At 46.2% G+C, this 14,697-nt stretch carries 12 protein-coding genes; 10 read left to right on the top strand and 2 right to left on the bottom strand.

What is annotated here, in order from left to right; translation table 11 throughout:
* The first annotated feature begins 42 nt into the window (after positions 1–42).
* From nhaC to AC3AQ9_RS07990, 4 genes are all read left to right on the top strand, one after another.
* Positions 43–1,482 (top strand): Na+/H+ antiporter NhaC, encoded by a 1,440-nt coding sequence (gene nhaC, locus AC3AQ9_RS08005; protein ID WP_488306942.1) that lies wholly within the window; start codon positions 43–45, stop codon positions 1,480–1,482.
* 64 nt (positions 1,483–1,546) lie between these two features.
* Positions 1,547–2,440: a 4-hydroxy-tetrahydrodipicolinate synthase gene (dapA, locus tag AC3AQ9_RS08000; protein ID WP_488306941.1), complete on the top strand. Its 894-nt coding sequence runs from the start codon at positions 1,547–1,549 to the stop codon at positions 2,438–2,440.
* Positions 2,441–2,459: 19 nt separating this feature from the next.
* A complete protein-coding gene (locus AC3AQ9_RS07995) occupies positions 2,460–3,962 on the top strand; it encodes an aldehyde dehydrogenase family protein (protein WP_488307565.1) in 1,503 nt (500 codons plus the stop codon).
* A 144-nt stretch (positions 3,963–4,106) separates the two neighbouring features.
* Positions 4,107–4,406, top strand: coding sequence for a hypothetical protein (locus AC3AQ9_RS07990; protein WP_488306940.1), 300 nt, complete (start codon positions 4,107–4,109; stop codon positions 4,404–4,406).
* A gap of 543 nt (positions 4,407–4,949) precedes the next feature.
* On the opposite strand, the gene AC3AQ9_RS07985 is transcribed toward AC3AQ9_RS07990, so the two are convergent.
* Positions 4,950–6,047, bottom strand: a complete 1,098-nt coding sequence (locus AC3AQ9_RS07985) for a M24 family metallopeptidase (RefSeq protein WP_488306939.1) — start codon at positions 6,045–6,047, stop codon at positions 4,950–4,952.
* A gap of 408 nt (positions 6,048–6,455) precedes the next feature.
* On the opposite strand from AC3AQ9_RS07985, the gene AC3AQ9_RS07980 reads away from it, so the two are divergent.
* The 6 genes from AC3AQ9_RS07980 (at position 6,456) to AC3AQ9_RS07955 (ending at position 13,637) form a co-directional block, all read left to right on the top strand.
* Entirely contained in the window at positions 6,456–8,120 is a 1,665-nt protein-coding gene (locus AC3AQ9_RS07980; RefSeq protein ID WP_488306938.1) for a peptide ABC transporter substrate-binding protein, read from the top strand.
* Between the two features lie 105 nt (positions 8,121–8,225).
* Entirely contained in the window at positions 8,226–9,164 is a 939-nt protein-coding gene (opp3b, locus tag AC3AQ9_RS07975; protein ID WP_488306937.1) for an oligopeptide ABC transporter permease, read from the top strand.
* Complete coding sequence (gene opp3C / locus AC3AQ9_RS07970) at positions 9,151–10,167, top strand: oligopeptide ABC transporter permease (RefSeq protein ID WP_488306936.1); 1,017 nt, start codon at positions 9,151–9,153, stop codon at positions 10,165–10,167. The genes opp3b and opp3C overlap by 14 nt, the downstream gene beginning before the upstream one ends.
* A gap of 10 nt (positions 10,168–10,177) precedes the next feature.
* On the top strand, positions 10,178–12,154 hold the full coding sequence (locus AC3AQ9_RS07965; RefSeq protein ID WP_488306935.1) for an ABC transporter ATP-binding protein: 1,977 nt from the start codon (positions 10,178–10,180) through the stop codon (positions 12,152–12,154).
* A 13-nt stretch (positions 12,155–12,167) separates the two neighbouring features.
* Positions 12,168–12,536 carry a DUF3899 domain-containing protein gene (locus tag AC3AQ9_RS07960; RefSeq protein WP_488306934.1) on the top strand — a complete coding sequence of 123 codons (369 nt, stop codon included), beginning with the start codon at positions 12,168–12,170 and terminating at the stop codon, positions 12,534–12,536.
* Between the two features lie 24 nt (positions 12,537–12,560).
* Complete coding sequence (locus AC3AQ9_RS07955; protein ID WP_488306933.1) at positions 12,561–13,637, top strand: M24 family metallopeptidase; 1,077 nt, start codon at positions 12,561–12,563, stop codon at positions 13,635–13,637.
* Between the two features lie 129 nt (positions 13,638–13,766).
* On the opposite strand, the gene AC3AQ9_RS07950 is transcribed toward AC3AQ9_RS07955, so the two are convergent.
* The gene (locus AC3AQ9_RS07950) at positions 13,767–14,585 is read right to left on the bottom strand and encodes a neutral zinc metallopeptidase (protein WP_488306932.1); all 819 of its coding nucleotides are present in this window, start codon (positions 14,583–14,585) and stop codon (positions 13,767–13,769) included.
* Positions 14,586–14,697 lie beyond the last annotated feature (112 nt).

Below are 14,697 nucleotides of genomic sequence, written 5' to 3'. Positions count from 1 at the left end.
AGCGAAAAGGATTGGTTCACCACAAACACAAGGGGGCTTACCATGGACACGAATAAAAGATTGCCGACTTTAGCTGAAACACTGTTTGTATTGATCGGCTTCGGGCTGATTATGGTGCTGTTCATCGTCCAGTTCAAAATTTCAATTCACCTTGCCTTATTGACAACCTGGTTTTTGATCATGCTAGTCGGTCTGAAAATCGGCTATAACTACAGGGAAATGCAAAAAGGTATTTTGAATGGCATCAATGATGGCTTAGAAGCGGTGCTTGTGCTGCTGTCCGTGGGGGCTTTGATCGGCACCTGGATTGCAGGGGGAATCGTGCCATCGATCATTTACTATGGGTTGTCCATCATTGAGCCGAACATCTTTTTATTGGCCGCTTTTATCATCTGTACCGTTACATCCATTGCCACTGGTACTTCGTTCGGTTCTGCCGGAACAGCCGGTATAGCCATGATGGCAATCGGTGCAAGTTTTGGTTTTCCACTGCCGCTCGTCGCCGGTGCGGTCATTTCAGGCTGTTATGTCGGGGATAAATTATCGCCGCTATCGGATACAACGGTAATGACCGCTTCCCTTTCAAAAGTCGATTTGATCGAACATATCAAATCGATGCTGACGGTAAGCATACCGGCCTGGCTGCTGGCAGGCATCCTGTTTTTGGTCAGCGGGTTTTTCTACGGCGGGAATGGAGACATGAGTGCCGCCACGACAACGATGGCCTCTTTGAAAGAGTATTTCCAGATCAGCTGGTATATGTTGATTCCTGCTGCCATCGTCATCCTTTTGCTGGCGTTTAAAATGCCATCGATTCCGGTCATCTTATTCGGGGCACTGCTCGGTACTTTGTGGGCGTTCTTTTTCCAGGGAGCGACATTCCTCGAAGCGTTTAATATTCTATACGCCGGAAATTCAATTGAATCAGGTGTCGAGTTTATCGATAAGCTATTGAATCGTGGCGGCATTGTGTTCATGCTGGATGTCATCGCATTGATCATCTTTGCTCTTGGCGTCGGCGGTTTGATGGAACGCATAGGTGTGCTAAAGGTTCTCGGGAATTATTTATCGAAATGGGCCAACAATCCCGGGAAAACGACAGTTTCTACTCTTCTAGCTGGAATACTCGGCAATCTTTTCGGCGGAGCGTATGTTTCTTTGATTACAGCAAGCAAAATTACCGGGGAAAACTATGACCGGCTGAATATCGACCGACGGGTGCTGTCGAGAAATACGGAGGCCGGAGGGACAGTCACGACGCCAATGGTTCCCTGGTCTGACGGAGGAGTCTTTATGGCGGCGGCACTTGGTGTTTCCACACTAAGCTATCTGCCGTTCCTGTGGTTCAATTTCCTGGTGCTGATCATTTCGATCATCTATGGCTTTACGAATAAATTCATTTGGTATACAAAACCGCAGCAAGCTTCGGCAGAAGAAACGGCTGACGTGCTGCCAGGAGAACTCGAATTATCCAAAAAATAAAGAGAAACTCAATCATACTGACCGTTAAAGTGAGATAAATACGAACCTATAGGAGGAATTTAGCATGGCAAAAATTGAAGGGGTATTCCCTGTACTGGTAACACCAATGATCAACGAGATAGAAATCGATTGGGAAGGGTTCAAGAATAATATTGAACATTTTATCAATGAAGGAGTCACTGGCATCGCCATCAATGGCAGCACCGGTGAATTTGTCAGCCTGTCAAAAGAAGAGCGCTTTAAAGCGGTGGAAGTGGCAGTCGAACAAATAAAAGGGCGCATCACTTTGATTGTCGGAACTGCAGCAGAAACAACGGCTGATGCCATTGAGTTTACACAGCAAGCAGAAAAGGCGGGAGCAGATGCGGCGCTTCTTATCAATTCGTATTATGCCCATCCGAAAGAAGATGAAATTTATGAACATTTCAAAGCAGTGGCGGAATCGGTGAAGCTGCCTGTGATGATTTACAATAATCCTTTTACTTCAGGTGTGAATATTAGTGTAGAAACCATTTTAAAAGTCGGCCGGGACATTGAAAACATTACACATGTTAAAGAATCGAGCGGAGAAATCCGCAATGTGCGCGACATTTCGCGACAAGGAAAAGGGTCGATCAAAACTTTCTGCGGAGCGGATGACTTGGCACTGGAGTCGTTCCTGGCCGGTGCAACCGGCTGGATTTCGGTGGCCGGCAATATTGCACCTCGCCTGGCAATCGACTTGTACGACAATGTCCGAAAAGGGGACTTGGAAACCGCTTGGGAAATCTACGACCGTCTATTGCCGCTATGCACCTTCCTTGAAGGCTCCGGAAAATACGTGCAAATCGTCAAACGGGCGATGGACTTGCAAGGTTTGGCCGGCGGACCATCACGCAGACCACGGCTTGGCTTATCAGAAGAAGAAGACGCAAAGCTGAAAGATTTGCTGAAAAGCATAGAAACCGTTAAAAATTGAGAACCGGAGGCGAATGATGATGGAAGCGATCGAATACCAACTGAAACCGAAAGTTAAAGAATTTCTGGATGGTGTTAAAGGACTTTATGTTGACGGTGAATATGTACAGGCAAAAAGCGGCAAAACATTCGACGTCATCAATCCCGCTACAGAAGAAGTGATTGCCAAAGTGAGCGAAGCTCAGGAAGAAGATATCGACTTGGCTGTTGCGGCAGCAAGAAAAGCCTTTGATGAAGGCGAATGGATCAAGATGGATTCAGCGGAACGCGCACATCTTATTTACAAGTTCGCCAATCTGCTTGAAGAAAATCGGGAAGAGCTGGCACAGCTGGAATCTTTAGATAACGGCAAGCCTTATGCGGTGGCTTTGGCGGATGACGTTGACGGCACGATTCAGCATTTCCGGTATTATTCCGGCTGGGCAACGAAAATGGTCGGGCAGACCGTCCCGGTGTCAAAAGATTATTTGAATTACACCGTCCATGAGCCGGTAGGCGTTGTCGGCCAGATCATTCCCTGGAACTTTCCGCTTGCGATGGCTGCCTGGAAACTGGGTTCCGCCCTTGCAGTAGGCTGCACCGTAGTCATCAAACCGGCGAGTGAAACGCCGCTGTCTCTCTTATATGCAGCCCGGTTATTTCAAGAAGCGGGATTCCCGGATGGTGTCGTCAATGTCGTGCCGGGAGCAGGGAAAATTGCTGGCAATGCAATCGTCGGTCATAAAGGCATCGACAAAATCGCCTTTACGGGATCGACGGCTGTCGGAAAAGACGTCATGCGCAAAGCATCTGAGCAGCTAAAAGGCGTCACTCTGGAGCTGGGCGGGAAATCACCGAGCATCATTTTGGAAGATGCCAATATTGAGGAAGCCATTGAAGGATCTTTTAATGGCACAATGTATAACCATGGCCAGAACTGCAGTGCCTGCACGCGCGTTTTCGTCCACCGGAAACATTACGACCGCGTCACGGAAGCTTTGGCTGAACGGGCAAATGCATTGAAAGTCGGGCCAGGCATGGACCCTGATACTGACATGGGGCCACTTGTCTCATCCAAGCAGCAGCGGACAGTTTTAGAGTATATCGAAAAAGGCAAAGCAGAAGGTGCACGCCTCGTAGCCGGCGGCAGCAAAATGGAAGGCAAAGGCTATTTTGTTCAGCCGACCATTTTTGCGGATGTTGAAGACGATATGGTGATTGCGCGTGAAGAAATTTTTGGTCCGGTCATGTCGCTGTTCGTCTTTGATACTGTAGAAGAAGTGATCAAACGGGCCAACGACAGTGAATACGGTTTGGCGGCCAGCGTCTGGACTGAAAACATTAAAACCGGGCATTACGTTGCCGGCAAATTGCAGGCGGGCACCGTTTGGATCAACGATTTTGGTTTGGAGCTGGAGACCATGCCTTTTGGCGGCTATAAACAATCCGGCATTGGCCGGGAAATGGGCGGCGAGTACGGCTTGGCGAATTATACGGAAGTGAAAAGCGTTCTCGTGAATATTAAGCAATCCCCAGCTGAATAAAAAATCAAACAGCAAGAGCCGCAGATTTTTCTGTGGCTCTTACTGTTTATCAGTAAAAGTATTAATATTTAGAATAGTAAGATAAAAGGGCTAGGAAATCAGATACAATAGAACTAAGTTGGTTTTTGAAGGAGGAGATTACTGGTGGAGTTTTATGAATTCGTGTTCGTGATGGCAGGAGCTATTTTTCTTTTCTATCTTTTAATGGCTGTTACTGAAAAAATAATCGTTCTTTTATTCCGGAAAGATATTGCTCCACTGGTGAAAATATCGCTCTCGTTCATCACTGCCTTTGGAATTCTTTCATTATGGCAATGGAGTTCAGGGAATCTTTTCGGAATCATTGTTGTTGCCACAAGCGGAACCATTATCCTTTTTTATCAATATTGGTTTGTTTATGTCCCCAGAAAGAAAGTGGAGAAAAGAAGGACAGAAAATCTTTGAATTTCTGTCTGAAACTATAGACAAAAGAATTATGTTTTTTTCACTCGCATGAATTTGCATCATGGAAGAGCCATCCCGGACCCTCCGCTTCAGGCGGACGCTTTCCGCGGGCTTGCGCCGAACTAACTCGGACTCGCGTCCGAGTGGATTTCGGCACTTCGCTCCCCCGCAGGAGTCGCCGCCTTGCGCTCCGGCTCCTGGCATCCGGGTTGGACCCGTAGAAGATGCGGGCTATAGTCAACGGAGTCGCGTTCTAAGGGCGTCTCCTTAATTTCCGCTGCAACGTCCTCCTGTGGAAGCAGCATAGCGGAGGTTTTTTATGCATCAAAGCTAGCGTAGCGATGCAAGTGCAATGCGATACAGGAGCACCGGATTCCCCAGTGACGAGAGGGCTGGAGCCAAGTTCATGGAAAGCAAAGTGACCGGTCAGGTTGGAATTATAGCTCCCTATTCATCTCTAGTTGACTTGTCTACAAGCTTAGATAGAGAACCATTGAGTTCTCTGTCTTTTTTATTGCCATCCTTTTACTCAAACTCTTGCTGTTAAAGGATGCAAAGTTCGCGGGGGAAGGTAGTCAGTATTTCTGTTTTGTTTTCGGGATTGATATAGACAATGTCCTCAATCCGTACGCCTCCTTTGCCTGGGATGTAAATCCCCGGCTCGATGGTGAATACCATTCCAGGTAAAATCAGCTCTTCATTTTTTCCATGGACGGAAGGTTCTTCGTGGACTTCGATGCCGAGTCCATGCCCGACCCGGTTATTGAAATAATCGCCGTAGCCTTGTTCCGCGATAATATTTCTCGCTTGTGCATCCACTGTTTTTAAAGCGGTTTTCGGTTTGACAGCGGCTATGCCTGCCTGATTAGACTCGAGGACGATATCGTAAATGGTTTGTTGCTCTCTTGATGGGCTACCGCAGATAAAAGTCCTTGTGATGTCTGAACAATAGCCGTTTTTAATGACCCCCATATCGATCAAAACATAATCGCCTTCCTGTAAAACCCGATCACCCGGTTTGCCATGAGGCAAAGCGGCTCGTTCGCCGAACAGCACAATCGTTGAGAACGAAGGTCCCTCTGCGCCGAATTTCCTCATCAGAAATTCCAATTCTCCCGCCAGCTCCGATTCCGTGATTCCGACTTTTACTCGTTTTATGCCTTCTTCCATTACTTGCTCGATAATTTCAATCGCTTGTCGTATCTCATCGATTTCTGCCTCTGATTTTTTCAGCCGCTGGGAAGATACAAAATGCTGGATATCCTGGACTTCAAGTTTGGGAAATTCCTTCTTCAAGGAACAATAACGTTCGTAGCTTAATGATTTCGCTTCAATACCGATTTTTTCGACTGATTCTCTCAGGTGGCTGCGGACCACTTCAAAAGGGGACTGCTCATCAGAAATAGTAATGACATTTTTTATATCGGTTTCTTGCAGCGCCGCTTCTTTGTCAAGCGATGGGACGAATAAAAATGTGGCATCCGCACCAACTATAAGTCCCATAAATCGCTCGTGCGGATTGGAGTTAAAGCCGGAATAGTAAAAGACGCCAGCTGGTGAAGTAATCATCGCGGCATCCAAGCCGGTTTCTTTCAGATGGTTTTTTATCGCTGTCCGCCGCTGTTCAAACATATTTTCCATTGTAAAACCTCCAACTTGTTTTTATTAATAAAGATGCAAGAACTGTGCCAGCTTTGCTTCCGGAAGAAAGTTTCCGAGGGGCCGCTCTTCCGCTTTTATGTAATGCATCCTTTGAATCTAGGTTTTTCGATTTAATGGGGCTTGATTAGATTTCTGCCGATTTGTTGGCACGAATATTGCACTTCATATATACAACAAAGCCAATAAGGAGGCAAGGGAATTCAGCGGCTGCCATACAAAAAGAAGCAGAATCAAGGGGGAGAGGGGGAGCGGATACATTTAAATGATTGGACATTATAAATTCGCTAATTCAAATAAATTAGACATATTCCCGGAAAAATTAAAGACTGTTCAAATTCTTTTACACTTGAAGCTTTATCCAAAAAGTAAACAAAGGAGGCAGAATAAATGAAAATCAAAGCGGCTTGGATGTTGGTATGGGTTTTGGTAAGCGCGGTATTTTTAGCGGGCTGCTATGGCGGCGGGAAAGAAGAAAGCGCTGGAGCAGAGACAGATGGCAAAAAGTCGGCGGAAACCGATGAAGAGCAAGTGCTGCATTTGGCGGTGGCCGGCGAGATTCCAACGCTAAAGACGAATGGAGCGATTGACGGATTGTCTCAGACCATCATGCAGAATGTCTTTGACGGGCTATTTAAGCTGGATCAGAACGATGAAGTGGTGGAAGCGCTGGTGGATAAGTATGAAATGAGTGAAGACGGCAAGAAATACACCTTTCATTTAAAAGAAAATGCAGTTTGGAGCAATGGAGAACCGACCACTGCTGATGATTTTATATATGCCTGGAAAAAAGCGCTGCATCCGGATACGTTTTCGCCTCATGCCTATCTGATGGGACCGATAAAAGGAGCAGCAGCCATCCAGGATCCGGAAAGTCCAAGTTACGGGAAAGTGGATGAACTGGGAGCAAAAGCAGTCGACCAATTTACGCTGGAAGTGGAATTGGAGAACAGTGTCCCTTATTTCACGGAGTTGTTGACCAATCCGGTATTTTTCCCTCAAAACGAAGAGTTTGTCACTTCCCAAGGAGATCAGTATGCTTTGGAACCCGAGAACTTGATCTTTAACGGGCCTTTTGTTTTGGAGTCGTGGGATCATGACCAGGAATGGGTACTGAAGAAAAACCCGGATTACTGGGGGGAGAAAAACGTCAAGCTGGATAAAGTGAATTTCAAAGTCGCTAAAGATACTTCTACCGAAGTGAATTTGTATGAAACCGATACGGTCGATGCAGCGAACTTATCTGCCGAATTTGTGGAACTTTATCAGGATTCGCCTGAATTTTCGACAACGTTGAAATCGGAAATGTATTTCTTGCGGATGAACCAGAAAAATCCGGCATTGCAAAATGCCAATATCCGGAAAGCCATCGATATGGCATGGAATAAAGAAGAAGCGGCAGAATCCATTTTGAAAAACGGTTCGAAAGGAGCTTACTGGCTGCTGTTCCCGGGTGGATTTGAATCACCGGATGGAAAAGACTTCCGTGACGAAAATGGGGATTTGAACAAAGGTACAGTGGAAGAAGCCCAAAAGCTTTGGGAAAAGGGACTGCAGGAAATTAGCAGCAGCGAATTGTCATTGGGCTTATTAAGCTATGACGATGGCCAACGGAAAGCGGTGGCGGAATACATGAAAAACCAATTGGAGAAAAATTTGTCGGGGTTGAAAATCACCATTAACCAGCAGCCGAACAAGCAAAAATTAGCACTTGAAGCGGCGCAGGATTATGATTTATCCCATTCAGGCTGGAGAAACGATGTCAGTGACCCGGTAGAATTCTTATCGGTGTTCCTTTCTGATGGGCCTTACAACTGGCAGAGCTATAAAAACGATCAATACGACCAGTTGGTTGAAAAAGCCATGACCGACTTCTCGGATATCGAATCCCGGTTTGCAGACTTGCAAGAAGCAGAACGCATATTGTTGGAAGATGCTGTGATTTCACCTATGTACCAAGCGGGTTCTGCAAAACTCATCAAACCTCATGTAGAAGGCATTGCATCTCATGCAAACTCAACGTCTTCTTACCAATGGACGACCATCAACAAGTAACCAATCATTTTTACTTGGCACAGGGCTCCAATTTCTGCGGTGAATAGAGAAGTTGCGGCTCCGTGCTTATTCACTCATTTCTTTCTGTAAAGGTGATGATTTGATATGAAAAAATACATCCTCAGCCGAATCGGCTACATGGCTTTTACTTTTCTGGTGATTGCGACATTCACATTTTTCCTGATGCAGACCTTGCCGGGATCCCCTTTTAACGATGAACGGCTGACGGAAACCCAAAAAGAAGTAATGAATGAACGATATGGCTTGAATCAGCCGGTATCTATCCAGTATTTCAAGTACCTGTCCAATACGGCTAAAGGCGATTTTGGCGTTTCTTTTCAATTTGACGGCCGTTCCGTATCCAGCATTATCGGCGAACGAATCGGAGTGTCAGCTGTGCTGGGCGCGCAGTCCCTCATTCTTGGCACGATTCTGGGTTTGTTTTTAGGCATCATCGCCGCATTGAGGCACAATACGTTCATTGATTACGGGGCGATGGTGCTGGCGGTTCTCGGCTTATCGATCCCGAATTTTGTCTTGGCGGGCCTTTTGCAGTATTGGGTGGGGGTGCGACTGCAATGGCTTCCCGTAGCTTTTTGGGGAGGATTTGAATATTCCATTATGCCGACGATTGCGCTGGCGGCTTTTGTTGTAGCGACAATTGCCCGCTTTATGAGAACCGAAATGCTCGATGTGCTTGGCCATGAATATATCACCACAGCCAGAGCGAAGGGGATCCGGGAACTTTTCGTTATTTTAAGGCATGGCATCCGAAATGCCATGATTCCCATCATTACCATCCTGGGGCCGCTTACGGTGGGGCTGATGACAGGAACATTAGTCGTGGAGCAGATCTTCAGCGTGCCGGGTCTGGGAGAGCAATTTGTCAAATCGATTTTGACAAACGATTATCCAGTTATTATGGGTGTCACATTATTTTACAGTTTCTTGTTTATTGTCGTTATTTTCATTGTTGATTTATTGTATGGCGTCATCGATCCGAGAATCCGATTGTCTGGAGGTGGCCGAAATGAAAGTAAATGAGGTTGAACTGACAGACGAATTGTTTGAACAAGCGGAGCAAGCGTTTCGGGAAGAGAAAATAAGCAGCGGTCCTGCTTCGAGCTATTGGGGAGATTCATGGCGGCGTTTGCGCAAAAACAAAGGGGCAGTTGCCGGACTGATTCTGGTGGCCCTCATCATTTTGCTGGCTATATTCGGCCCAATGATGAACCCTTACGGATTTGATGACCAGGATTTAAGCCGGGCGAATCTGCCAGCGAAAGTTCCTGTTTTGGAACATCTCCCGTTTCTTGGAATGAACGGAGTCGATATACGTGGGGTCGATCAGTATGAAACCAAGGGAGTGACGGATTATTACTGGTTTGGTACGGACGACTTGGGCAGGGATTTATGGACGCGTATCTGGCAAGGGACAAGAATTTCTCTGTACATCGCTTTTCTAGCAGCAGCATTGGACTTGCTGATCGGCGTCGCTTATGGCAGCATTTCCGCTTATTACGGCGACAGAATCGATAATGTCATGCAGCGGATCATCGAAGTGCTGATGGGTGTCCCGAATTTGATTGTGGTCATTTTATTGATACTGGTCTTAAGTCCAGGCATTTTATCCATTACGCTGGCGATGGTCATTACCGGCTGGGTCAGCATGGCCCGGATTGTCAGAGGGCAGGTGCTGAAGCTGAAAGGGCTGGAATTCGTTTTGGCTTCGAGGACATTAGGCGCCAAAGACAGAAGACTGATTTGGGGCCATTTAATCCCCAATACGCTTGGGCCGATTATCATCACCACAATGTTCACGATTCCGAGTGCCATTTTCACAGAAGCGTTTCTTAGTTTTATCGGTTTAGGCCTGCAGCCGCCCATCGCGTCTCTTGGCACTATTGTGAATGATGGATTCGATTTACTGAAAATTTATCCGCATATGCTGATGTTTTCTTCCATTATCATCAGTTTGATCATGATCAGCTTTAATTTGCTCGGTGATGGGCTCCGTGATTCCCTGGATCCGAAAATGAAGAAATAGAGGTGGCAAAATGGAGAAGATCTTAATAGTGGATGATTTGCATATTTCTTTCGATACAGACAGAGGCGAAGTACAGGCGGTCCGCGGCGTTTCGTTTGCGCTGCATAAAGGGGAAACGCTGGCTATCGTGGGCGAGTCCGGTTCCGGAAAATCAGTGATGGCAAAAAGCCTGATGGGGCTTGTCCCGAAACCTTCGGGCAGAGTAGCGAAAGGCAGCGTTTTGTACAAAGGGAAAGATATTGTTAAATTCTCCAATAAGGAATTATTGAATTTGAGGGGATCTGAGATTTCAGTGATTTTCCAGGATCCGATGACTTCATTGAACCCTACGATGACAATTGGCAGACAAATTTCAGAAGGGCTGCTTGCGCATCAAAAAGTGCCGCGCAAGCAGGCCGAAAAAACAGCTATTGAATTATTAAGGGTGGTCGGCATAAAAAATCCGGAGCAGCGGATCAAACAATACCCTCACCAATTCTCAGGCGGCATGCAGCAGCGCGCAGTGATTGCCATGGCACTGGCCTGCAATCCCGAAATCCTGATTGCCGATGAGCCGACGACAGCCCTTGATGTAACGATTCAAGTACAAGTATTGGATTTATTGAAGGACATCCAGCGGAAAACGGAGACCTCGATTATTTTCATCACGCATGATTTGGGGGTGGTTGCCAATATTGCAGACCGCGTGGCGGTGATGTATGCCGGGAGGATCATTGAAATCGGGAAAACAGAAGAAATTTTCTATAATCCGCAGCATCCTTATACGAAAGGCCTGCTGGCAGGGATGCCCGATTTGAATATCGGCCAAGACGAACTGAAAACGATTCCCGGAGCTCCGCCGAATCTATTGCAGCCGCCTCCTGGCGATGCTTTTGCCGAACGCAATGACCAGGCTCTGAAAATAGATTTCATACACGAGCCGCCGATGTTTAAACTGACCGATACCCATTACGCGGCTTCGTGGCTGTTGCATGAAAAGGCAGCGAAAAAGGTAGCCGAGTTCTCTAAAAAGAAAAGTATGGAAATACAGCCGAACGTGAAAAAACGGCCCAAAAAAGAACTGACTGAACGCTTGTTGGAAGTGAAAGGGCTGAAACAGCATTTCAAAGGAAAAAGGAACAGTTTAATCAAAGCAGTCGATGGTGTCACTTTCGAGATTTACAAAGGTGAAACCTTTGGCCTCGTGGGTGAGTCCGGATGTGGAAAATCCACTACTGGACGGACTTTAAGCCGGTTATATGATGCAACTGAAGGCGAAGTTCTTTTTAAAGGGGAAAATATTCACCACAAACACTCGCTCAACCTCAACAAAGAAATTCAAATGATTTTCCAAGATCCTTATTCTTCTTTAAATCCAAGGTGGACGGTCGAAGACATTATCGCAGAAGGAATGGATATCCACGGATTATGCAAAACGCGGCAAGAGCGTTCGAGAAAAGTGCACGAATTGCTTGAGACCGTCGGGCTTTCACGAGAACATGCCAGCCGTTATCCGCATGAATTCTCAGGCGGGCAAAGGCAGCGAATCGGCATTGCACGGGCTCTTGCGGTAGATCCGGAATTCATCATAGCAGATGAGCCAATTTCCGCTCTTGATGTTTCGATTCAGGCCCAGATCATCAATTTGCTGAAACGGCTTCAAAAAGAAAAGAATTTGACCTACCTTTTCATTGCCCATGACTTGTCGATGGTGAAATATTTGAGCGACCGGGTAGGGGTCATGTACCAAGGGAAACTTGTAGAAGTGGCTGAAAGCGAAGAGCTATACAGCAACCCGCTACACCCTTATACGAAATCTTTATTATCTTCGATTCCTGTACCAGACCCTTTCAAAGAAAAGATGCGCGAGCGGCATCCCGCTGAAAAATGGGAAAGTGAAGAAGAAACTGTTCTTCGGGAAGTTACTGAAGGGCATTGGCTGGCTTGTACGGATGAAACGTTTGCCAGGATTCAAAAAAAGGGGTCAAAAGATATCGTTTTTATTTGAAGGAGGGCTTAAAGTGAGTGGGAGCATTTCTAAAAAAGCCTGGAGATGGTTATTCGGGACAGTTCTTTTACTGACCTTGTTATTTGCAGCTGAATCAATGCCGCTTGTTTTCTGGGATTTCCTGTTCCTGTCGGGCCTGGTGTTTTTCATGCTCGGTGGTGCCGCGCTTTTATTGGAAAAAGGGGTTTTCAGCCGCTTTTTTGACAGTTTCCAAACTTTGTTGAAAAGCACATCAAAAGTGGAAGCTTATGCAGCGCAAATGGAACAGCGCAATCCTGCTCAGCGGCAGGAAGGAAGAAAAATCCCGCTGACGAGATTTCTGCTGAGCAGCGGCATCCTCATTATTGCTTTGGCAACTGTTTTTCCTTTGTATTTATTTTAAAAATTCCATATGGGAGGCAATCAAATGACAATACTTGAAAAGATTAGAAGCCGGTTTGACGATTACGAAATCGATGGATTAATAATCAACGGGGACTGTAACAGGCGCTACGTATCCGGCTTTACCGGCAGCAACGGCATTATCCTGATCACCAGGAATGAAGCCAAGCTGCTGACGGATTACCGATATTTTGAACAAGCAAAGAATCAGTCCAGCCTGGAAATTGTATTGCATGCCGAACATACCGGACATAAACATAAAATCTACGGAGCTGCGGCTAAACTGATTGCAGACATGGGAATCGAACGCCTCGGTTTTGAACAGCAGCATCTGAGTTTTGGCAATTATTCACTGATCAAAAACCAAATAAATGCGGAACTTGTGCCGGTTTACGATTTCATTGAAAACATCCGGATGATCAAAGCAGCGGAGGAGATTGAAAAGATTCGAATCTCATCCGATATTACGGACCGCGCTTACCTGCATGTATTGAATTTTATACGTCCAGGAATAACGGAAACGGCTGTGGCGGCGGAACTTGAAGATTTTATCAAAAAAAATGGTGGAATAACTTCGACTTTCAGCCCGATTGTGGCCTCTGGCAAGCGATCTTCGCTTCCCCACGGAAGAGCGAGCGATAAGGTGATCGAAAAAGGGGACATGGTTACCATCGATTTCGGTACAAATTTTGAAGGATATTGGTCCGATATTTCCCGTACGGTCTCTTTAGGAGAACCGGATGAGAAATTGAGGGAAATCCAGAAAGTCATTCTTGAATCGTTGAACAATTGCGAGAGCCAGATCAAAGCGGGATTAACGGATAAAGAAGTGGATATGCTGATGAGGGAGAATTTAAGAAGCACCGGCTATGAATCATATGCCGGTACAGGCACAGGCCATGGCATAGGACTGGAAGTACATGAGAAGCCGCTGTTTTCAGTGGATTCCGAGAAAATGCTGATGCCTGGCATGGTCGTCACCATCGAACCCGGCATTTATTTGCCTGGAATCGGGGGCGGCCGCATAGAAGATATGCTTCTGATCACTGAAGAAGGCTGTGAAGTTCTTTCCCCTTCTTCAAAAGAATTGGTGATTCTTTAATAAATAAAAAAGCCGCCTTTGGTGAAATCGTTCGATTTCATCAAAGGCGGCTTTTCTTTTTTGGAATATCAAAACTCAAAGCCCTGAAACTTTGGGACAGCTTAAAATGAATAGGCATATAAACCTTGCTTAATACGGATTAAATAAATAAGGATCACAGCTGCTGGCCGAGCCGTCGTTGTAGCCAAGCATAAACGCTTCGGTCCGTTCCTGCGGTGTGCCATGTGTTCGGTTCGGTGCCGAAGGGTCTTGGCCGATGTCTGCCAAAGTTCTCATAGCTTCCTCAATGTCAGCAGTTTCGAGAAGGCCTCGGTTATAGACGGAATTTGCCCATACGCCAGCTAAGCAATCCGCGTTCAGTTCAAGGCTTCTTGACGTGGCTTGAGGTTCCTCGTCTTCATATACCGGCAGCCATCCCAATTCGGTCTGCAGATTATGGGCGAATTCATGGGCCATGATAAAGGCAACAGAAAAGTCGCCTGCGCTGTATTCACTTGATGGATCGGAATTGGTCTTATAAGTCCCTTCCCAAATTTGTCTGGCCATTTCCTGAGTGACAACAATTTGGTCATCAAATCCGCAATAGAAGGCCTGGGAAGGATTTCCGAGGTCTTCTAAAGGACAATTGGTATTCACCGGTTCTCCTGGAGCGGGGAAGGAATAGTTGACGAAAGGATCCGCATGGCCGGCGCCAATCATGATTGGCGACCAAAATGCATCCACATCTTTTACCAAGTAGACCAGATAATCGTACATCGTATGATCCGCAGGCAGGTCAGTTTTATAGTCGGGAGCAGGCATATTTCCAGGCGACAGGCTATAGGGCTGTGAAGCGAAAGAAAGCTGAGTCGCAGACACATGAATCACTGTATTTTGGAAATTGCCGAAGCCTGCCAATATAATCGTCATCCATATAATGATAAATAATTTCGAAGTTTTTTGAATCATTATTAACATCTCCTTGTTAGTGAATGAAAAATTGTACATCAGGCGGCTTCTGCTCAATACAATAGGAGAATGGATGACAATCGTATGCGGGAAATGTCCGCTCCTTTCTTTT

It is taken from the genome of Planococcus sp. VCh962 (assembly GCF_057748275.1).
This window is presented reverse-complemented; position numbering and strand designations above follow the sequence as displayed.